The 20,715-nt window shown below is 59.4% G+C and carries 20 protein-coding genes and 1 tRNA gene; 3 read left to right on the forward strand and 18 right to left on the reverse strand.

Annotated elements, in window-relative coordinates; genetic code table 11:
* Position 1: 1 nt before the first annotated feature.
* The 9 genes from HYN24_RS11185 to rlmE all read right to left on the reverse strand — a co-directional run bounded on the left by HYN24_RS11185 (position 2) and on the right by rlmE (position 7,077).
* Complete coding sequence (locus tag HYN24_RS11185; protein ID WP_117609323.1) at positions 2 to 478, reverse strand: NADH-quinone oxidoreductase subunit B family protein; 477 nt, start codon at positions 476 to 478, stop codon at positions 2 to 4.
* 9 nt (positions 479 to 487) lie between these two features.
* Positions 488 to 859 carry an NADH-quinone oxidoreductase subunit A gene (locus HYN24_RS11190; protein ID WP_117609324.1) on the reverse strand — a complete coding sequence of 124 codons (372 nt, stop codon included), beginning with the start codon at positions 857 to 859 and terminating at the stop codon, positions 488 to 490.
* A 65-nt stretch (positions 860 to 924) separates the two neighbouring features.
* Positions 925 to 1,009 (reverse strand) — tRNA-Leu (locus HYN24_RS11195).
* 53 nt (positions 1,010 to 1,062) lie between these two features.
* On the reverse strand, positions 1,063 to 1,434 hold the full coding sequence (gene secG, locus HYN24_RS11200) for a preprotein translocase subunit SecG (protein ID WP_117609325.1): 372 nt from the start codon (positions 1,432 to 1,434) through the stop codon (positions 1,063 to 1,065).
* A gap of 11 nt (positions 1,435 to 1,445) precedes the next feature.
* On the reverse strand, positions 1,446 to 2,195 hold the full coding sequence (tpiA, locus tag HYN24_RS11205; protein ID WP_117609326.1) for a triose-phosphate isomerase: 750 nt from the start codon (positions 2,193 to 2,195) through the stop codon (positions 1,446 to 1,448).
* 87 nt (positions 2,196 to 2,282) lie between these two features.
* Positions 2,283 to 3,635, reverse strand: coding sequence for a phosphoglucosamine mutase (glmM, locus tag HYN24_RS11210; protein WP_117609327.1), 1,353 nt, complete (start codon positions 3,633 to 3,635; stop codon positions 2,283 to 2,285).
* The gene (folP, locus tag HYN24_RS11215) at positions 3,632 to 4,468 is read right to left on the reverse strand and encodes a dihydropteroate synthase (RefSeq protein WP_117609328.1); all 837 of its coding nucleotides are present in this window, start codon (positions 4,466 to 4,468) and stop codon (positions 3,632 to 3,634) included. The genes glmM and folP overlap by 4 nt, the downstream gene beginning before the upstream one ends.
* A 55-nt stretch (positions 4,469 to 4,523) precedes the next feature.
* Positions 4,524 to 6,404: an ATP-dependent zinc metalloprotease FtsH gene (gene ftsH, locus HYN24_RS11220; protein WP_117609329.1), complete on the reverse strand. Its 1,881-nt coding sequence runs from the start codon at positions 6,402 to 6,404 to the stop codon at positions 4,524 to 4,526.
* Positions 6,405 to 6,459: 55 nt separating this feature from the next.
* Positions 6,460 to 7,077: a 23S rRNA (uridine(2552)-2'-O)-methyltransferase RlmE gene (rlmE, locus tag HYN24_RS11225; RefSeq protein ID WP_117609330.1), complete on the reverse strand. Its 618-nt coding sequence runs from the start codon at positions 7,075 to 7,077 to the stop codon at positions 6,460 to 6,462.
* Between the two features lie 31 nt (positions 7,078 to 7,108).
* Between rlmE and yhbY the strand changes: the two genes are divergently transcribed.
* Positions 7,109 to 7,474 (forward strand): ribosome assembly RNA-binding protein YhbY, encoded by a 366-nt coding sequence (gene yhbY / locus HYN24_RS11230; RefSeq protein WP_117609331.1) that lies wholly within the window; start codon positions 7,109 to 7,111, stop codon positions 7,472 to 7,474.
* On the opposite strand, the gene HYN24_RS11235 is transcribed toward yhbY, so the two are convergent.
* The 7 genes from HYN24_RS11235 to HYN24_RS11265 form a co-directional block, all read right to left on the reverse strand.
* Positions 7,475 to 7,936: a DUF4149 domain-containing protein gene (locus HYN24_RS11235; protein ID WP_117609332.1), complete on the reverse strand. Its 462-nt coding sequence runs from the start codon at positions 7,934 to 7,936 to the stop codon at positions 7,475 to 7,477. It abuts the gene before it with no gap.
* Between the two features lie 36 nt (positions 7,937 to 7,972).
* A complete protein-coding gene (greA, locus tag HYN24_RS11240) occupies positions 7,973 to 8,449 on the reverse strand; it encodes a transcription elongation factor GreA (protein ID WP_117609333.1) in 477 nt (158 codons plus the stop codon).
* 69 nt (positions 8,450 to 8,518) lie between these two features.
* Complete coding sequence (gene carB, locus HYN24_RS11245; RefSeq protein ID WP_117609334.1) at positions 8,519 to 11,725, reverse strand: carbamoyl-phosphate synthase large subunit; 3,207 nt, start codon at positions 11,723 to 11,725, stop codon at positions 8,519 to 8,521.
* 15 nt (positions 11,726 to 11,740) lie between these two features.
* Positions 11,741 to 12,889, reverse strand: a complete 1,149-nt coding sequence (gene carA, locus HYN24_RS11250; protein ID WP_205421490.1) for a glutamine-hydrolyzing carbamoyl-phosphate synthase small subunit — start codon at positions 12,887 to 12,889, stop codon at positions 11,741 to 11,743.
* A gap of 124 nt (positions 12,890 to 13,013) precedes the next feature.
* On the reverse strand, positions 13,014 to 15,584 hold the full coding sequence (locus tag HYN24_RS11255) for a PAS domain-containing hybrid sensor histidine kinase/response regulator (RefSeq protein ID WP_117609336.1): 2,571 nt from the start codon (positions 15,582 to 15,584) through the stop codon (positions 13,014 to 13,016).
* Between the two features lie 9 nt (positions 15,585 to 15,593).
* Complete coding sequence (gene dapB / locus HYN24_RS11260; RefSeq protein ID WP_117609337.1) at positions 15,594 to 16,400, reverse strand: 4-hydroxy-tetrahydrodipicolinate reductase; 807 nt, start codon at positions 16,398 to 16,400, stop codon at positions 15,594 to 15,596.
* A 3-nt stretch (positions 16,401 to 16,403) separates the two neighbouring features.
* Complete coding sequence (locus HYN24_RS11265) at positions 16,404 to 16,886, reverse strand: outer membrane protein assembly factor BamE (RefSeq protein ID WP_117609338.1); 483 nt, start codon at positions 16,884 to 16,886, stop codon at positions 16,404 to 16,406.
* 95 nt (positions 16,887 to 16,981) lie between these two features.
* Here HYN24_RS11265 and fur point away from each other — a divergent pair, with 95 nt between their 5' ends.
* Entirely contained in the window at positions 16,982 to 17,425 is a 444-nt protein-coding gene (gene fur, locus HYN24_RS11270; protein ID WP_117609339.1) for a ferric iron uptake transcriptional regulator, read from the forward strand.
* Positions 17,426 to 17,444: 19 nt separating this feature from the next.
* Positions 17,445 to 18,050 (forward strand): TMEM165/GDT1 family protein, encoded by a 606-nt coding sequence (locus tag HYN24_RS11275; protein ID WP_117609340.1) that lies wholly within the window; start codon positions 17,445 to 17,447, stop codon positions 18,048 to 18,050.
* Between the two features lie 48 nt (positions 18,051 to 18,098).
* Here HYN24_RS11275 and recN read toward each other — a convergent pair whose 3' ends face one another.
* Both recN and HYN24_RS11285 read right to left on the reverse strand, forming a co-directional pair.
* Positions 18,099 to 19,757, reverse strand: coding sequence for a DNA repair protein RecN (recN, locus tag HYN24_RS11280; protein ID WP_117609341.1), 1,659 nt, complete (start codon positions 19,755 to 19,757; stop codon positions 18,099 to 18,101).
* Complete coding sequence (locus HYN24_RS11285) at positions 19,757 to 20,686, reverse strand: NAD kinase (RefSeq protein ID WP_117609342.1); 930 nt, start codon at positions 20,684 to 20,686, stop codon at positions 19,757 to 19,759. Before HYN24_RS11285 ends, recN begins: the two co-directional genes overlap by 1 nt.
* Between the last annotated feature and the right edge of the window lie 29 nt (positions 20,687 to 20,715).

Here is a 20,715-nt window from a genome sequence, read left to right on the forward strand (position 1 = left end):
ATTAACGAGCAATGGTATTGGTACGACGAATCTTGTTCTGCAACTGAATCAGCCCGTAGATCAGGGCTTCAGCAGTGGGCGGACAGCCCGGCACATAGATATCGACAGGCACGATGCGATCACAACCGCGCACCACAGAGTAGGAGTAATGGTAGTAACCACCGCCATTGGCGCAGGAGCCCATGGAGATCACCCAACGCGGCTCGGCCATCTGGTCATAGACCTTGCGCAAGGCCGGGGCCATCTTGTTGGTCAGCGTACCAGCGACAATCATCACATCGGACTGACGCGGACTAGCCCGGAAAACGATGCCGAAACGATCGAGGTCGTAACGGGATACGCCGGCATGAATCATTTCAACCGCACAACAGGCCAGACCGAAGGTCATGGGCCAGATTGAACCGGTGCGCATGTAATTGATCAGCTTGTCAGCCGTAGTGGTGACAAACCCTTCCTGGAGGACGCCTTCAATAGCCATAACCTAGCCTCATTCCCATTCCAGCGCGCCCTTGGCCCAGGCATATACATAACCAATGACCAGGATGGCAACGAATACGAGCATTTCGACAAAGCCGAACAACTTGATCGACTCGGTCGCAACGATGTCCTTGAAAATTGACGCCCAGGGGAACAGGAAGGCAATTTCCAGATCGAACAAAATGAAGAGAATGGCTATCAGATAGAAGCGCACATCGAACTTCATGCGCGCATCTTCAAAAGCCTCGAAGCCGCACTCGTAAGGAGAGAGCTTTTCAGGATCCGGTCGGCTTGGAGCAAGAAGAAAGCCCATCGCGATAGGCAGAACGCCAACCGCAATCCCCACCAGAACGAACATCAGGATTGGAAAGTAGTTTTCCATGACCCGCCGCCAATATTCAGTTTCTTGTTCGAAGCAGCGTACCTTGCGGCCACTGCCCAGCTTTTTGGTGCCGACGGCGAGACTCGAACTCGCACAGCTTGCGCCACTACCCCCTCAAGATAGCGTGTCTACCAATTTCACCACGTCGGCACATCTTTTTTGGGCCTCCCGGCGAGGACTTAATGCCGGACAACCCCTTGCATTTACTTCGGTATGTCTTTCGCCTTGGAACCCGCACCTGCAGGAGCCGCTGGCGATTCACCACCCGTTGAAGCAGGCGGCGAAACAGTCTCGGATTGTACCGTTTCTTGCATGACACTGCCAGTCGTTTTTGGCTTGCTTGAAGCAATGTAAGCCAGAGTCAGGCTGGTGACAAAAAACACGGCAGCAAGAACGCCGGTGGTCCGACTCAAAAAGTTGGCTGAGCCCGTGGCACCAAACAGGCTACCGGACGCACCACTACCAAAAGCAGCCCCCATATCGGCACCTTTGCCATGCTGCATGAGCACCAGACCAATAATGGCAATTGCCACCAGGATATGGATCGTCAGGACGAGAGAAAATAACCAGTTCATTTGTCAGCCTATCAATTCGCCGCGAGGCAAATCGTCAAAAAATCATCAGCAACCAAGGCGGCGCCACCGATCAAACCACCATCGATGTCCGACTGCCCAAACAACTCCTTCGCATTCTGCGGCTTTACACTACCGCCGTAGAGAATACGCAAACCTTCTGCCACACCTGCATCCAGCTCCGCCACCTGAGCCCGGATCGCCGCATGCACCGCCTGCGCCTGCGCCGGAGATGCCGTGACACCGGTACCGATAGCCCAGACCGGCTCATAGGCAATCACTGCCGATGCCAGCGCCGCAACACCGACCCGATCGAGAACCGCCGACAACTGCCGGGCGATCACCGAAGTGGTCTGACCGGCTTCGCGCTCACCCAGTGTTTCACCAACACACAGAACGGGCACCAGACCGGCTTTTTGCGCCGCTTGAAACTTAGCGGCAACGACGGCATCGCTTTCGCCAAACATTGCACGCCGCTCGGAATGGCCGACCAGTACGTAGCGACACCCGAATTCAACGAGCATCGACGCGGAAACTTCGCCGGTAAAAGCACCAACAGGATGCTCACTCACCGACTGAGCACCGAGCGCCACCGACGAGCCCTGCAAGGCTGCCTGCCCCTGTCCGAGATAGGGATAGGGCGGACATACTGCGATTTCGCAGGTCAATCCGGAAGCGCCTGCCGCGATACGCGCCAGCAAGGCCGCGTTCTGCTGCAATGTGCCGTGCATCTTCCAGTTACCAGCAACGAGCTTTCTACGCATGGGCTAGACGATTCTGTTGGCAAAAAACCTTCGGATTATAGCGACTCGACGATTTTTCGGTCAATACGATTAGGCATTCAAGGTGTTTTATTGCGCCAGCGCACCGACTACGGCCGCCAGTTTTTCGGCCGCATCGGCCACCTCGACTGCATCTTCGCCTTCCACCATGACGCGCAGCAGCGGCTCGGTACCCGAGGCACGGAGTAGCACCCTGCCCCGTCCGGCCAACCCCGTTTCCGTTTCGGCCAGCGCCGAGGTAATTGCTGGATGATCTTTCCAGGCGAACCCGCGGGTGATCGGCACATTGATCAACTTCTGCGGATAGAGCACCAAGTCGCCGAGCAAACCCTTCAGGTCGCAGCCGGCCTCACGCAGCGCCGCCATGACCTGCAAGGCGGCGACAATGCCATCACCGGTGGTATGGCGATCCATGGCCAGGATATGGCCGGAGTTTTCCCCGCCATAGAGCCAGCCCTTTTCGTTAAGCATTTCGACCACATACCGGTCGCCGACCGCCGCCCGGACAAACGGGATGTCGAGTTTGCCGAGGGCGTGCTCGAGCGCCAGATTGGTCATCAGCGTACCAACCACGCCCTTGACCTTGCCGGCACGGGCCCGGCTGCGGACGATGGCGAACAGCAGTTGATCGCCATCGTAAAGCGTGCCTTCAGCATCGACCATCTGCAGGCGGTCAGCATCGCCGTCGAGCGCCACGCCAAGATCCGCCTGATTAGCCAGCACAGCCTCGCGCAAGGCCTTGGGGGCTGTCGCCCCGACCCCGTCGTTGATATTCAGACCATTGGGCTGCGCGCCGATAGTCACGACATCTGCCCCCAACTCATGAAAGACGCTGGGCGCGATATGGTAGGCCGCGCCGTGCGCGCAATCGACGACAATCTTCAGGCCACGCAGGTCGAGATCGTTGGGAAAGGTGCTTTTGCAGAATTCGATGTAGCGGCCACGCGCATCGTCGATGCGTCTGACCCGACCAAGATCGGCGGGCGGGGCACAGACGATGGGCTGATCAATGCCGGCCTCGATGGCGTGCTCGACCTCGTCGGGCAATTTGGTACCTTGCGCCGAGAAAAACTTGATGCCGTTGTCGTAGTAGGGATTGTGCGACGCCGAAATGACGATACCGGCCTGCAGGCGCAAGGCGCGGGTCAGATAGGCGACCGCCGGTGTCGGCAAGGGGCCAACCAGGAAGACATCAATGCCGGCAGCAGAAAATCCTGCCTCCAGCGCCGATTCGAGCATGTAACCAGAGAGTCGGGTGTCCTTGCCGATCAGCACGGCGGGACGTTCACCGGGGGGCATATTGCTCTGACTCAACAAGGCCTTGCCGGCCGAATAGCCAAGATGCATGACGAAATCGGGGGTAATCGGCGATTGTCCAACCCGGCCGCGAACCCCATCCGTACCGAAATATTTCCTGCTCATTGCTTTGCCTCTTGTTCTATTGCCGACCACACCGCCAGAGCATCCCTGGTTGCCGCGACATCATGCACCCGCAGTATTTTCGCACCTTTTTGGGCAGCCATCAGCGCTGCCGCGACACTAGCAGCCAGTCGTTCACCGACCGGGCGACCGGTAATCGCCCCCAGCATCGACTTTCTCGAGACACCGACGAGCATCGGCAAGCCATCGACCCCCGCTCCCTTGATGGACCGGAAAAGGGCCAGGTTGTGATCCAGCGTCTTGCCAAAACCGAAGCCTGGATCGAGTACCAGCCGCTGATCGGCGACCCCAGCCTGACGGCAGCGCATCACAGCATCAGCGAGAAATGAGCGGACCTCGGCGACGACATCGCCATAATGCGGCGTAGCCTGCATGGTGCCGGGCTCGCCCTGCATGTGCATGACGCACACGGCACAATCACTCCCCGCCACCGCCGCCAGGGCCTCCGGGTGAGCCATGCCGGTAATGTCGTTGATCATCGATGCCCCGGCTGCCAGAGCTGCCCGCATAACGGCTGGCTTGTAGGTATCAACCGAGATGGGTACTCCCCAACCGACAATTTCCTTGAGTACCGGTAGCAGGCGGCACAATTCATCGGCTTCAGAGGTCGGAGTCGCCCCCGGCCGTGAGGATTCGGCACCAATATCGAGGATATCCGAGCCCGCCTCGAACTGCTGACGGGCGTGCCGGATGGCCTGCTCGACATTGCCGATAAGGCCATCGCCCGAAAAAGAATCCGGCGTCAGATTAACGATCCCCATCAACAGGGGACGATCAAGCGGGAGGCTGAAATCGCCGCAGTGCAGATTTGTCATGGTACAAAAATAAAAGGCCGGGAGAGACTCCCGGCCGATTGAACTGGCGCAAAAATCAGGCTGGTGCGGCGGCGCTAGGTTCCGCTCCCGGCGTATCGCTCGGCGTACTCGAACGCGGGGTCGACTGGGACGGCTTGGGCGGACGCGGCGACTTGCCGGCCATGATGTCGTCGATCTGCTCGGCATCGATGGTTTCCCATTCGAGCAGGGCCTTGGTCATGGCCTCGACCTTGTCGCGATTTTCCTCAAGCAGACGACGGGCCAAAGCGTACTGCTCGTCGATCAAGCGGCGAATTTCGGCATCGACCTTCTGCATCGTCGCTTCCGACACATTCTTGTGCTGGGTCACCGAACGACCGAGGAATACTTCGCCCTCATTCTCGCCATAGACCATGACACCCAGGTCGGACATCCCGTAGCGGGTGACCATGTCACGTGCCATTGCCGTCGCCCGCTCGAAATCGTTCGAAGCGCCGGTGGTCATCTGGTTCATGAACAGTTCTTCGGCAATCCGCCCGCCGAACAGCACAGCAATACGGCTCATCAGGTATTCACGGTCGTAGGCGTAACGATCCTGCTCCGGCAGTTGCATGGTCAGCCCCAGGGCACGGCCACGCGGAATGATCGTGACCTTGTGCACCGGATCAGACTTGGGCACCAGCTTGGCAACCACGGCATGACCAGACTCGTGGTAGGCCGTGTTCATCTTCTCTTCCTCGGTCATCACCATGCTTCGGCGCTCGGCGCCCATCATGATCTTGTCCTTGGCCTTCTCGAAGTCTTCCATGTCCACCAGACGCTTGTTGCCACGGGCGGCGAACAGGGCCGCCTCATTGACCAGGTTGGCCAGATCGGCACCGGAGAAACCAGGCGTGCCGCGGGCGATGATATCGGCCTTGACGTCGCCGGAGATCGGCACCTTGCGCATATGCACCTTGAGGATTTCCTCACGGCCGCGAATATCCGGCAACGGCACAACGACCTGACGGTCGAAACGACCGGGACGCAGCAGCGCCGGGTCGAGGATATCGGGACGATTGGTCGCGGCGATAACGATGATGCCGGTGTGGCCTTCGAAACCATCCATCTCGACCAGCAACTGGTTGAGGGTCTGTTCACGTTCATCATTACCACCACCCAGACCGGCGCCACGGTGACGACCGACGGCGTCGATTTCATCGATGAAGATAATGCACGGGGCGTGCTTCTTGGCGTTCTCGAACATGTCGCGAACGCGGGCAGCGCCGACACCGACGAACATTTCAACGAAATCGGAGCCGGAAATACTGAAGAACGGCACCTTCGCCTCGCCGGCAATCGCCTTGGCGAGCAAGGTCTTGCCCGTCCCTGGGTTGCCCACCATCAGCACACCCTTGGGAATACGGCCACCGAGTTTCTGGAATTTGGAGGGATCGCGCAGGAAATCGACGATTTCCTGGACTTCTTCCTTGGCCTCGTCGCAACCGGCGACATCGGCAAAAGTGATGACATTGGTCGATTCGTCCATCATGCGGGCCTTCGACTTGCCGAAGGAAAACGCCCCGCCCTTGCCACCGCCCTGCATCTGACGCATGAAGAAGACCCAGACGCCGATCAGGAGGAGCATCGGGAACCAGCTGACGAAGAGATTCATCAGGAAGGACGGCTCTTCTTCCGGTCGGGCTTCGATCTTGACGCCATTCTTGAGGAGATCAGAGACCAGCCACAGATCAGGCGGCGCATAGGAGGTAATGCGCTTGCCCTCGGTCGTGGTTGCCTTCAGCGTACGGCCTTCCATGACCACCTTGGAAATGCGGCCGGACTTCACTTCCTCGATAAACTGGGAATATTCGACGGAACCCGTCGCAACCTGACGGCTGTTGAACTGATTAAACACTGTCATCAGCACCAGGCCAATGACCAGCCACACGGCCAGGTTTTTGAACATGTTGTTCAAGCTTGCTCTCCTTTTACAGCGACGAGCGATAAAAATGCCATTCTAAACAAAACTCTTAGCGCAATGTGCGTCCGAGCAAATAAAGCTCGGCGCTGCGATCACGTGAAGCATCCGGTTTGCGCACCACAACCGTCTTGAAAGTCTCCCGCATCTGGCGCAGAAATGTTTCGTAATCTGTCCCTTGGAACACTTTGACCAGAAAAGCACCCTCCGGTTTCAGATGCGCCCGAGAAAACTCCAGCCCCAGCTCGGCCAGATGCATGATGCGCGCCTGATCGACCAGCGGCACCCCTGACATATTGGGGGCCATATCGGACATTACAAGCCCCACCTGGCGATCACCGACATGTTTTTCCAGTTGTTCGAGGACCTCGTCTTCACGGAAATCCCCCTGAATAAAATGAACATTGTGAATCGGCTCCATCTCGAGGAGATCAAGGGCAATCACCATGCCGCCGTCGCCAACCCTCTTGGTTGCGACCTGAGACCAGCCACCCGGCGTCGCGCCAAGGTCGACAACGACCTCGCCGCGCTTGAGCAATTTGTCCTTGTCATCGATCTCGAGCAACTTGAAAGCGGCACGCGAACGCCATCCGTCCTTCCGCGCCAACTGCACGTAGGTATCATTGACATGCTCGCGCATCCAAGCTTTACTGGTTCTCGTTCTTTTCATTCGGTAAAATGCCGTTTTTGAAAGGTTGACTATGCTGCAAATTACATCGGCCCAGCGCCGCGAACTGCGCGCCCAGGCCCACGCCCTGAATCCGGTTGTCTCGATTGCCGAGAACGGCCTCACCGAGGGCGTTCTGAAGGAAATCGAGTTGAACCTTAACGCCCACGAACTGATCAAGATCCGCGTTTATGGTGACAGCCGCGAAAATCGTCTCGCCTATTATGAGCAGATTTGTACCCAACTGGGTGCCGCACAGGTTCAACACATCGGCAAGCTGCTGGTGGTTTATCGCCCCATCCCCGCTGAAATCGCTGCGGCCAACGCCAAAAAAGCCCCCAAACCGCGCCGTCCGATTCCTGCCGCACCGCGCAAAAGCAAGCGCGCCTTTCAGGGCTGATCACCTTAGCCCGCGACCACTCCACAACACCAGCCACAATCCCAGCAGACTCTGCACCAGGTAGAGGATGCTGGAGATGCCGTGCCACGCAGCAAAACGGTCGCGCAGTACACTTTCCATCACTTCCCGCGGCAAGGCATCGAGCTTGAGTTGTGCCATCAGCGGCTGAATGCCGAACTGGCTGGCAGCAGCCAGCAGTGCCATCACGAACACCAGCCAGAACACCGCACTGCGCACCACTCGCCCACCCCAGCGCGACACCAGAAATACCAGTAGCCAGGCGGCACATGCCAACCCCACCCAGCCGATCAAGGCAAACAGCTTGCCAGCCACCATCCCGGCCAGTTGCCGGTCACCCAGGCCGGCAAAGAGCACCGGTGCCGCCATATAACCAATGGCCCACAGTCCACCCACCCACAGCGTGATGGCAAACAAGTAGAGGGCTTCGCTCAGTCGGCGCACAGGGGGCTACCTTTCCTGCAAAACAGACAGTCGATGTTATTCGTAACGGACGTCGATCACTTCGTATTCACGCATGCCACCCGGCGTCTGGACCTGGGCAATATCGCCGGCATATTTGCCGATCAGGGCCCGGGCCAGCGGAGAGTTGACCGAAATTTTTCCGGCCTTGATGTCAGCTTCGTCCTCACCAACGATCTGGTAGGTCACGGCATCGCCGGAGTCCTGATCCTCAAGATCGAGCGTTGCCCCAAAGACACAACGACCATCGGCATCGAGCAGCGTGGGGTCAATGATCTGGGCATGCGACAACTTGCCTTCGACTTCCTGGATACGCCCTTCGATGAAGCCCTGACGCTCCTTTGCTGCATCGTATTCGGCATTTTCGGAGAGGTCGCCATGGGCCCGCGCCTCGGCGATGGCGCCGATCACCCAGGGGCGATCCACCGTCTTCAGGCGATGCAGTTCTTCGCGCAGCTTTTCGGCGCCTTTTACGGTCAGGGGAACTTTGCTCATATCAATCTTCCAGCAAAAGCAAAACCGCCGGTGCCCCGAAGGGGCCAACCCGGCGGTTTCAGGTTTGTCTCAGTGTAGTTGTGTATGCAAGGCCTGGATAGGATAGACAACCAGTTCACCCAGGGTACGGATACCCTCGGCGGCGGCCTCCGCTCCCCAGATCGTGGTGTACATCGTGACCCGGGCCTGCAGGCCTGAGGTACGGATGTTTCTCGAATCATTAACCGCCTGGCGCTTTTCCTCGACAGTGTTGATGATCAAGGAAATCTCATTGTTCTTGATCATGTCGACAATGTGCGGACGACCTTCAGTGAACTTGTTGACCATCTGCACCGGGAGGCCAGCTGCTTCAATGGCGTGTGCTGTTCCGCGCGTTGCTACAAGCTGGAAACCGGCCTCAAGCAAGTGACGGGCAATTTCGATGGCCTTGGCCTTGTCACTGTCCTTGACCGACATGAAGACCTTGCCGCTCGTCGGCAACTTGACGCTGGCGGCCAGTTGCGACTTGACGAAAGCTTCGGCAAAAGTCACACCAACGCCCATGACTTCGCCAGTCGACTTCATTTCCGGGCCGAGAATGGTATCGACGCCAGGGAACTTGACGAAGGGGAAGACCGCTTCCTTGACCGAGAAATACGGCGGAATGACTTCCTTGGTGATGCCCTGGTCCTTGAGGCTCCGCCCGGCCATGCAGCGCGCCGCGATCTTGGCCAGTTGCAGGCCGGTTGCCTTGGAGACGTAGGGCACGGTACGCGAGGCGCGCGGATTGACTTCAAGGACGTAGACGTCGTTGTCCTTGATGGCGAACTGCACGTTCATCAGACCACAGACATTGAGCGCCTTGGCCATCAGCTTGGTCTGCCGGCGCAGTTCGTCCTGAACGGCCTGACCCAGTGAATAGGGCGGCAGTGAGCAGGCCGAGTCACCGGAGTGAACGCCAGCCTGTTCAATGTGTTCCATGACGCCACCGATGATGACTTCATCGCCATCGGACAAGGCATCGACGTCGCATTCGACGGCATCGTTCAGGAAGCGGTCGAGGAGCACCGGCGAATCATGCGAGACCTTGACGGCCTCACGCATGTAACGCTCGAGATCCTTCTGCTCATGGACGATTTCCATGGCCCGGCCACCCAGCACGTAAGACGGGCGGACAACCAGCGGATAACCGATTTCCTGGGCCAGACGCAGGGCATCTTCTTCGGTACGCGCCGTACGATTCGGCGGCTGCTTGAGACCGAGTTCGTGCAGCAGCTTCTGGAAGCGCTCGCGGTCTTCAGCGACGTCGATCGATTCCGGGCTGGTACCGATAATGGGCACGCCGTTGGCTTCGAGGGCCAAGGCCAACTTGAGCGGGGTCTGCCCGCCGTACTGGACGATGACGCCGACCGGCTTTTCGATAGCGACGATTTCGAGCACGTCTTCCAGCGTCAGCGGCTCGAAATACAGGCGATCCGAGGTATCGTAGTCGGTAGACACGGTTTCCGGATTGCAATTGACCATGATGGTCTCGTAGCCGTCTTCGCGCATGGCCATGGCGGCATGCACGCAGCAGTAGTCGAACTCGATGCCCTGGCCGATGCGGTTGGGACCGCCGCCGAGGACCATGATCTTCTTCTTGTCGGTCGGATTCGCTTCGCACTCGTCCTCGTAGGTCGAGTACATGTAGGCGGTATCGGTCGAGAATTCGGCAGCGCAGGTATCGACACGCTTGTACACCGGGCGGACGCCCAGAGCATGGCGACGGTTGCGGAATTCGGTTTCGGTGGTTTTCAACAGGTAGGCCAGACGACGATCGGCAAAGCCCTTGCGCTTGAGGTAGCGCAGCTCTTCGGCGGTGATCGAGGCAAATTCGCGCTTTTCGACGGCCAGTTCGAGATCGACGATTTCCTTGATCTGGACGAGGAACCACGGATCAATCTTGGTCAGCTCAAAAACACGCTCGACCGACATGCCGATCCCGAAGGCATCGGCGACGTACCACAGGCGATCCGGGGTCGGGCGCGCCAGCTGTTCGTCGATAGTGGCCGGGTCGACCGTCTTCAGATTGAAGCCATCGACGCCGACTTCCAGACCACGCAGTGCTTTCTGCAGGGATTCCTGGAAGGTGCGGCCGATAGCCATGACTTCACCGACCGACTTCATCTGGGTGGTCAGGGTGTTGTCAGCCTGCGGGAATTTCTCGAAGGCGAAACGCGGCACCTTGGTGACGACGTAGTCGATGGACGGCTCGAAAGAGGCCGGGGTCTTGCCGCCGGTAATGTCGTTCGACAGTTCGTCGAGGGTATAACCGACCGACAGCTTGGCGGCGATCTTGGCAATCGGGAAGCCGGTCGCCTTGGAGGCCAGGGCCGACGAACGCGAGACGCGCGGATTCATCTCGATGACGATCATTCGACCGTCCTTCGGGTTGATCGAGAACTGTACGTTCGAACCGCCGGTATCGACGCCGATTTCCCGCAGCACGGCGATCGAGGCGTTACGCAGGATCTGGTATTCCTTGTCGGTCAGGGTCTGGGCCGGGGCGACGGTGATCGAGTCGCCGGTATGGACGCCCATCGGATCGAGGTTTTCGATCGAACAGATGATGATGCAGTTGTCCGCCTTGTCGCGAACCACTTCCATCTCGTATTCCTTCCAGCCGAGCAGCGACTCTTCAATCAGCAACTCGTTGGTCGGCGAGGCTTCGAGACCGCGCTTGCAGATGGTCTCGAACTCTTCCATGTTGTAGGCGATGCCGCCGCCCGTGCCACCCAGCGTGAAGGACGGCCGGATGATGGTCGGGAAGCCGATCACGGCCTGCACCTGGTAGGCCTCTTCCATGCTGTGGGCCGTAGCCGACTTGGCAGAACCGAGACCAATCTTGGTCATCGCGTCCTTGAACTTCTGCCGATCCTCGGCCTTGTCGATGGCTTCCTTCGAGGCGCCAATCAGCTCGACATTGAACTTGGCGAGGACGCCTTCACGGTCGAGGTCGAGGGCGCAGTTGAGCGCCGTCTGACCGCCCATGGTCGGCAGCAGCGCGTCCGGGCGTTCCTTTTCGATGATCTTGGCGACAACCTGCCAGGTGATCGGCTCGATGTAGGTAACGTCGGCCATTTCCGGGTCGGTCATGATGGTCGCCGGGTTGGAGTTAACCAGGATGACCTTGTAACCCTCTTCGCGCAGGGCCTTGCAGGCTTGCGCGCCGGAGTAGTCGAATTCGCAGGCCTGACCGATGATGATCGGGCCGGCGCCAATAATCAAAACACTTTTTATGTCTGTACGTTTCGGCATTTCTTTACTCTCGCCTTATTTCGCCGGCTGCAACGCGGCAACGCCACGCGTCATGGCATCCAGGAAGCGGTCAAACAGGTAGGCCACGTCATGCGGACCGGGGCTGGCTTCGGGGTGACCCTGGAAGGAGAACGCCGGCACGTCGGTGCGGGCAATGCCTTGAAGGGAACCGTCGAACAGCGACACATGGGTGGCGCGCAGGTTGGCCGGCAGGGAATCGGCATCGACAGCGAAACCGTGGTTCTGGCTGGTGATCAGCACCTGGCCGGTGTCCATGTCCTTGACCGGATGGTTGGCACCATGGTGACCGAACTTCATCTTCAGGGTCTTGGCGCCTGACGCCAGGGCCAGCAACTGATGGCCGAGGCAGATGCCGAACGTCGGAATACCCCGATCGAGGAATTCACGGATCGCGGCAATGGCGTAATCGCACGGCTCAGGGTCGCCCGGGCCGTTCGACAGGAAAACGCCGTCCGGCTTGAGGGCCAGCACATCAGCCGCCGGCGTCTGGGCCGGCACCACCGTCAGCTTGACGCCGCGCTGGGCGAGCATGCGCAGAATGTTCTTCTTGACGCCAAAATCGTAGGCGACGACATGGAAGCGCGGTGCCGGGCCCGGCTGATAGCCGGTCAGCGTCCATTCACCTTCCGTCCAGGCATAGCTTTCCTTGGCCGAAACGACCTTGGCCAGATCCATGCCGTTGAGACCGGGGAAAGCACGGGCCATGGCCAGCGCCTTCGACTCATCGACATCGCCGGCCAGGATGCAACCGGCCTGGGCACCCTTCTCACGCAGGATGCGCGTCAGCTTGCGCGTATCGATGCCGGCAATGGCAACGATACCGTGCTTTTTGAGGTAGGACGACAGGTCGTCCTGGCTCCGCCAGTTCGAGGCGACCAGCGGCAAGTCACGAATGACCAGACCGGCGGCGTAATTGGCGTTGGATTCAAAATCCTCCGCATTGCAACCGGTGTTGCCGATATGCGGATAGGTCAGGGTGACAATCTGGCGGCAATAGGAGGGATCGGTGAGGATTTCCTGATAGCCCGACATGGCGGTGTTGAACACCACCTCGCCACTGGTGACACCGTCTGCGCCGATGGATTGGCCCTTGAAAACCGTTCCGTCGGCGAGGGCGAGAATGGCGGGTATGAATGAGGGCAGCAACGACACGACCGGCTCTCCTTGAATTTCTAATTATTCATGTGCCGAGCGGGAAGGCTTGCGCCTCCCCGCTCGTGCTTTTTAACCTTCCTATTTTAGCCGAAAAGTGGCTTTTCAGGCAAATTCAAGGGATTACGCGAGTCTCGACGTACTGCTGCAAAACCGGCTTTACCTGCGCCATTTCATCAGCAAGATCGGCGTGGAGACGCTGACAGGCGGGCCAGTCAACGCTATCGGGAGCGAACGCGGCCTGCTCGATTTCCATCGCCAGACGTCGGGCCGTTTCGGCATGAAACATGGCCAGAAGACTCTTCACGGTATGGGCATGCATGCGCAAAGCTTGCCCATCCACACTATCGAGCGCACTCTTGATGCGCCCGAGATGGGTATCCCACTCCGACAGAAACATCCCTGCCATCGTGGCGAATAGTTCGGGGTCACCAATGTCGCGCTGTGCCGCCGCCAGATCGATCCGCTTTGTTCCCGAGGGTGGCGCAGCAGCCAACAATGTCGGCTGATCAATATCGACGCAGCCTCGACTGCGCCCGAGGGCAGCAAACAACTCTGCCGGCCGCAAGGGCTTGGCGACGTAATCGTTCATGCCCGCCTCCATGCAGCGATCGTGATCGCTGGCCATGACATTAGCGGTCATGGCGATGATATAGACAGGTTTGACCTCATGGGAAAGCACCCAGCTCCGGCGCATCTCCCTGGACCGAATCGCCTCGGCCGCCTCGACCCCGCCCATCACCGGCATCTGCATGTCCATCAGGATAACGTCATAATGATCAGTGTCAAACAGATCAACCGCCTCGACCCCATTGTTGGCCAAGGTCACCCGATGCGACTGGCGCTCAAGCAGGCGTTTTGCCAATTCCTGATTGACCGGATTGTCTTCGACCAGAAGGATATTGAGCGGTGTATCAGTACCTTGGGGAGCATTGTCCAGATCTATGTCGGCGAGAACGAAGTTTTCCTGCAAGCTGTTGTCCGGACCTTCAGCCAAGCCCAGCGCATCGACCAGATCTGCGCCACCGACCGGCTTGACCAAATGGGCGGAAACACCAATCTCCCTGAGGCGGGTCAGATCGTGGCGCTGATTTTCCGTGGTCAGCATGATCAGAAGTTTTTCGACCCGCCCCGATTTCTGCCAGGCTTCAGCCAGGGCAAACCCGGCCGGTGCAGCCATGCCGGCATCAGCAAAGACATAGTCGTAGGGGAAATCGACCGCACGACTGCGCTCGATGGCCGCTACAGCCGAGGCCCCATCGACTGAAAACGAAGACTGGATACCGAGCCGCTCCAGCAACTCGACCATGTAACGCCCGGCCTTTTCGTTGTCATCAATGACCAGAGCGCGCCGCCCACCATATTGAGAGCCGGCGAAAAACGCCTGTGTCTGCGTGATGGCCGACGCCTCGACGCCAAAGCGACCCGTAAACGAGAACACGGACCCAACGCCGGGGGTACTCTCGAGCGTGATCTTGCCATCCATCAGCTGCACCAGTCGGGCGCAGATGGCCAACCCCAGCCCTGTACCACCAAAGCGGCGGGTCGTCGTTACGTCGGCCTGGGAAAAAGCCTCGAAAATAGCCCGTTGCTTGTCGGCAGGCACACCGATACCGGTATCGCGGATGGAAAACCTCAGAAAAACGGACTGATCGGTCTCCTGATCGACCGCCACGTCAAGAACCACTTCGCCATGCTCAGTAAATTTGATCGCATTGCCGATCAGATTGATGATCACCTGGCGCAACCGCGTCGGGTCGCCGACGATTCGCAGCGGCACCTCGGGCCGAACATCAGCCACCAGTTCCAGGCCTTTCTTGTGGGCACTGACCGCAAGCACTCGAACCGCTTCAAGAACGGTGTCCTGAATCGAAAAAGCCAGCGCCTCAAATTCGACCTTGCCAGCTTCGATTTTCGAAAAATCGAGAATGTCATTGACGATGGTCAGCAATGCTTCTGCCGACGACTTGACGGTCTTCAGGTAGTGACGCTGCTCGGCATCCAGTTCGGTATCCAGCGCCAGATCAGTCATGCCGATAATGCCGTTCATCGGCGTCCTGATTTCATGGCTCATGTTGGCCAGAAACGCCCCGCGCGCCTTGTTCGCTGCCTCAGCCGCTTCCTTGGCCGAAATCAGCGCGGCTTCCGCATTCTTCACTTCACTGATATCGCGCTGCAAAACCAGCATGCGCACCGGTTTACCGTCAGCCTCACGCGCCGCTACCGCACCGCGCAACAAAAACCAGCGCCATTGACCATCGCGCGCCTTAAAACGACACTCGGCCTGAAAATGCGGCGACTGGCCCTGGACATGGGCCTCGATCTCCGCCTGCAGGAGGCGCAGATCTTCCGGATGAAGCATGCGCTCCCACTGGGTCAGCGAGTTATCAATCTCGGCGTCGTCGTAGCCCAGCATCTGCTTCCACTGGCGCCCAGCTTCGACGGTGCCGGCACGGAGATTCCAGTCAGCCAGTGCATCGCCCGACAATTTGGTATGCCAGGCGCCAAGATTCATCGCCGCGTAGGCGCGATAAGACGAATCGACAATCCCGATCAGCCTTTCCATGCCATCGGCCAGCACATCCTGCCGGGCAGCCCTGGCCTGCTCGATCAACGCCCGGAATTGCGGCTCGCCTTCGCCACCGAAGATTTCCTGAAGTTGCCGATCCAGCAGGCGGGATTTCATAATCTGGTGCTAACGCAGTCCGAGAACATCCTGCATGTCGAAAAGTCCGCTCTTGCGGCCCGCCAGGAAACGCGCCGCACGCAGACTGCCGAGAGCGTAGGGCATGCGGCTACTGGCCTTGTGCGTCACTTCAACGCGCTCGCCAAGTCCGCAGAACATGACCGTGTGATCACCGACGATGTCGCCACCACGCACCGTGGCAAAGCCGATGGTTGACGGGTCGCGCTCGCCGGTAACACCTTCGCGGCCATAGACCGCACACGTTTCAAGATCGCGACCTAGCGCACTGGCAACCACCTCACCCATGCGCAGCGCCGTCCCGGAAGGCGCATCGACTTTCAGACGATGGTGTGCCTCGACCACTTCGATGTCGTAACCCTGATTGAGGATGCGCGCCGCTGTATCGAGCAGCTTGAAAACGAGATTGACGCCAACCGCCATATTGGGCGCAAAGACCACCGGAATATCCTTGGCGGCGGCTGCGATGACGGCTTTGCCATCGGCTTCGAAACCGGTCGTGCCGATCACCATGGCGACCCCGGCCTGGCGGCATAGCTCGAGATGAACCAGCGTGCCTTGCGGACGGGTGAAATCAATCAGGCAATCGATATTTTTGAGTCCGCCGGCAACATCATCCGTCACCACCACATCGCACGGCATGCTGACCAAATCCCCGGCCGTCTTGCCGATGGCCGGACTGCCCGGCACATCAAAAGCGGCGCCGAGCGCCAGCTGGTCATCCTTCAATGTAGCCTCGATCAGCATGCGACCCATGCGACCACCGGCCCCGACGACACCAATACGTGTTGCACTCATTCTTTAAAACCCCAACATGTCCATGAAACGACGGAAATAGCCCGGCGGCTCGCGCGGCGGCAGCGGCTTGTCGGCCTGCTCCGGCGACAGCGAACCGAGGTCGACGAGACGGGTCTTGTTGACCGGCGCACTCAGTTCGTTCGAATCGCCACTTGCGATATCGCCACTGACGCGCTCAAGGCGACCCTCTCCATCGAAGAAAACGGTCAGCTTGCGCGACTCGACTTCGCCGGTCTTGCCACTCTTGTAGCGATAGATGTAATCCCAGCGCTGATGATGAAAAATATCGCTGACCAGCGGCGTTCCCAACAGAAAGCGAACCTGATCACGTGTCTGGCCCGGCTTGAGCTGGGCAACCATCTCCTGCGTCAGGACATTGCCCTGCTGGATATCGATCTTGTATTCATTGATGAAGCTCGGCTTGTAGGAACAAGCGGCGATAAGCGCGCAAGAAGCGGCGACGAGCAATAGGCGGGAACGGCGCATTCGATTTTCCGGAGTTTTTCAATCGGCTTTGAAGCGGTATATCATACCCGAAATCAGCATTTCGCCTGATCGAACAATTTCAGGAACTCCTAGCAATGAGCGATCCGCAAAGCCTCAAGAATATGGGGCTCAAAGCCACTTTTCCCCGGCTCAAAATTCTTGAATTGTTCGAAACGAGCGCTTTGCGCCACATGACGGCGGAGGACGTGTACAAGCTCCTCATCGCCGAAAACATGGACATCGGGCTGGCCACGGTTTACCGCGTCCTCACCCAGTTCGAACAGGCTGGCCTGCTCGAACGCCACTTCTTCGAATCCGGCAAGGCCGTTTTCGAAATCAACCACGGCAAGCATCACGACCATCTGGTCTGCATCAACTGCGGCCGGGTCGAAGAGTTCTACGATCCGGAAATCGAGAAACGCCAGAACGCCATTGCCCAGGAACGCGGGTTCGCCATCCAGGACCATGCGCTCTACCTCTACGCCAAGTGTTCGAAAACGCAGTGTCCACATCGCGACACGCCAGCGGCCAAAGCCTGACTAACTGGCCGACTCTTCGATGACCGAACTTGGCGCCCTGACACCGGGAGCTTGGCTCTCTTCTGCCGGCACCACTTTTCTGCTCATTGGCCTGGCCGAATTCGGCGACAAAAGCCAACTCGTCTGCATGACCCTGGCCGCCCGCCACCGTGGCCTGCCGGTCGTGCTTGGTGCGGTGGCGGCCTTTGCCCTCCTCAACCTGCTCGCCGTCTTGTTCGGCGCGGCGATTGCCGCCTGGCTGCCGGAATGGGTGGTCACATCAGCTGTCGCCCTGCTCTTCGCCTATTTCGGCGTCAGCGCCCTACGCTTTGAAGAGGCCGAAGAGGACGAAGACATCCCGGAAAAACCCGGCCACAACATTGTCGCCACCACTTTCCTGATGATCTTTTTGGCCGAGTTCGGCGACAAGACCCAGATCGCCGTGGCCGGCCTCGGCGGCACCGCCGATGCAACAGCCACCTGGGTTGGCGCCACCCTGGCCCTGGCCTGCACCTCAATCCTCGGCGTCGTGGCCGGCCGCCGCTGGCTCAATCGACTCCCGTTGCACTGGATTCACCGGGTCAGCGGTGTCTTTTTCCTGCTACTGGCATTGCTGGCCACTCTGCGCCTGATCGGGATTATTTGAGTTACTGCCTAGCCTGGCGAAAGATCATGGCGGTTAGCAAAACCGCCGTCAGATTTTCAAGCGCAGCAATTCCTTGGCATGCTGCAGGGTGATATCGGAAATTTCAACGCCGCCGAGCATGCGGGCGATTTCCTGCACCCGGCCGATTTCATCGAGCGGCTGAATGGCGCTTAGCGTGACGCCATCGCGGGTGGCCTTGCTGACTTGCCACTGCCAGTTGGCCTGCGCCGCGACTTGCGGCAGGTGGGTAACGCAGAGAACCTGACGTTCGCTGCCCAGTTCGCGCAGCAGGCGACCGACGATTTCGGCAACGCCACCGCCGATGCCAACATCGACCTCGTCAAAGATAAGGGTCGGAACGCTGGCTGAGCGCGAGGTGAGTACTTGTATCGCCAGGCTGATGCGCGACAGTTCGCCGCCGGAAGCCACCTTGGCCAGCGGTTTGGCTTCATTGCCGGCCAGACCGCCGATACGGAATTCGATCTGCTCCAGGCCATAGACGGCGCCATCGACCACCGGCACCAGGGCGACTTCGAAACGTCCGGAGGACAGCGCCAGCTGGCGCATGATCTCGCTGACCGCCACCCCCATCTCGGTGGCCGCCTTCTGGCGACCGGCCGAGAGTTTTTCGGCTTGTGCCCGATACGCCTGGCGGGTGGCGACAACTTTGGTGTTTAGCGAATCGAGATCAGCCGACTCATCCAGTTCGGCCAGACGTTGCCGCCAGCCGGCGAGCAAGCCCGGCAATTCCTGCGGCTGAACACGATATTTTCGGGAATGGCTCATCACTGCATCCATCCGGCGCTCAACCTGGGCCAGACGGGCCGGATCGAGATCGGCCCGGTCGGCATAGCGGCGCAAGGTGGACACCGCATCCGACAGTTCGGCCTGCACCGAACCGATCAGCGCGGCGACTTCAGCCAGCGCCGGATCGTATTCAGCGAGATTGCCCAGGCGGGTGGCGACGCCATCGATCTGCCGTTCACAGGCGGCATCGTCGTCGGACAGCACAGCCAGGGCGTACTGGGCGCCCTCGATCAGGCTGGCAGCATGTCCCAGGCGGCGGTGTTCAACGTCGAGCGTTGCCCATTCATCATCGCCAAAGGCCAGGGCGTCGAGTTCGCCGATCTGCCATTGCAACTGCTCGCGTTCGCGCAACAGGGCATCGGCCCCCTCGCTGGCGGCACGCAGCATCGCTTCGGCCTCCCGCCACAGCTTCCAGGCGGCGGCAACTTCACGCGCCACACCGCTCAGCCCGGCATGGCTGTCGAGCAGGGTGCGCTGCGCATCTGAACGGAGCAGGGACTGGTGGGCGTGCTGGCCGTGAATGTCGACCAGCCATTCGCCGACTTCTCGCAGTTGCTGGACGGTTGCCGGCGAACCGTTGATGTAGGCGCGCGAGCGACCGCCGGCATCGACGACGCGGCGCAGGAGCAACTCGTCGTCACCGTCGAGATCGTTGGCCCGCAGCCACTCTCCAACCTGTGGCTGGCCGGCGATATCAAAGGTGGCAGCAACTTCTGCCTTCTCGCAACCGGAACGGACAACCCCTGCATCGGCACGTTCGCCGAGGGTAAGCGCCAGCGCATCGATGAGAATCGACTTGCCCGCCCCCGTTTCGCCGGTCAAAGCACCAAAACCGGCGAGGAACGAGAGCTCCAGCCGGTCGACAATGACAAAGTCGCGAATCGTCAGGTGTTGCAGCATCAGTTACTCTTGGGCCGCTCGCTCCACTGCAGCTTCTGGCGGAGCATGGCGAAATAGCTGTAACCCGGTGGATGCAGAAAGCAGATAGCGTGTTCGGAACGACGCAGACGTACACAGTCGCCGCGTTCCAGATCGAAAGTGACCTGGCCGTCGAAGTGCACACGGGCGTCGTCGGCATTGGCGATACGCAGCTCGATATCGGCGCTTTCATTGACGATGATCGGTCGATTGCTCAGGGCATGCGGGCACAGCGGCACGAGGGCGATACCGGCCGTCGTCGGATGCAGGATGGGACCGCCAGCCGACATCGAATAGGCCGTCGAGCCGGTCGGCGTGGCGACAATCAGGCCATCGGATCGCAGGTTGTAGATGAACTCGCCATCGATGAACAACTCGAATTCGATCATCCGGCCAATGGCGCCCTTGTCGACCACGACATCGTTGAGCGCCATGTTGGAAGCGATTTCCTTGCCGTCGCGCGTCACCTCGGCGGCCAGCAGCATCCGGTTTTCCTGGGTGAAGCGACCGTCGAGCAGATCGTCCATGCAGGTCAGCAGGTCATCACGGGCAATGTCGGTCATGAAACCGAGGCGGCCCTGATTGACGCCGACCAGGGGCACGCAATAACGGGCCAGGCGGCGAGCCGCATTGAGCATGGTGCCGTCGCCGCCAAGCACGATGGCGAGATCGGCATGCGCCCCAATATCATTGAAGCCGCAGGTCACCCAGCGCGACAGATCGACCTTTTTGCCGATATGCTCAGCCGTTTCGCGCTCAATGAAGACCGAGACGCCGCGCTCGTAAAGGTATTCGGCCAGACGACGCAGGGACTCGGCAATTTCCATACTGTGGTATTTGCCGACCAGGGCGATGGTCCGGGGATTTTTCAGGGAAGCGAAGCTTCTGTTCATGGGGTCGAATTCTTGCATAAAAAAGCTGTTGCGGTATGGGCCGCAGA

It is taken from the genome of Dechloromonas sp. HYN0024 (assembly GCF_003441615.1).
In the GTDB taxonomy this organism is placed as follows: Bacteria; Pseudomonadota; Gammaproteobacteria; order Burkholderiales; family Rhodocyclaceae; genus Azonexus.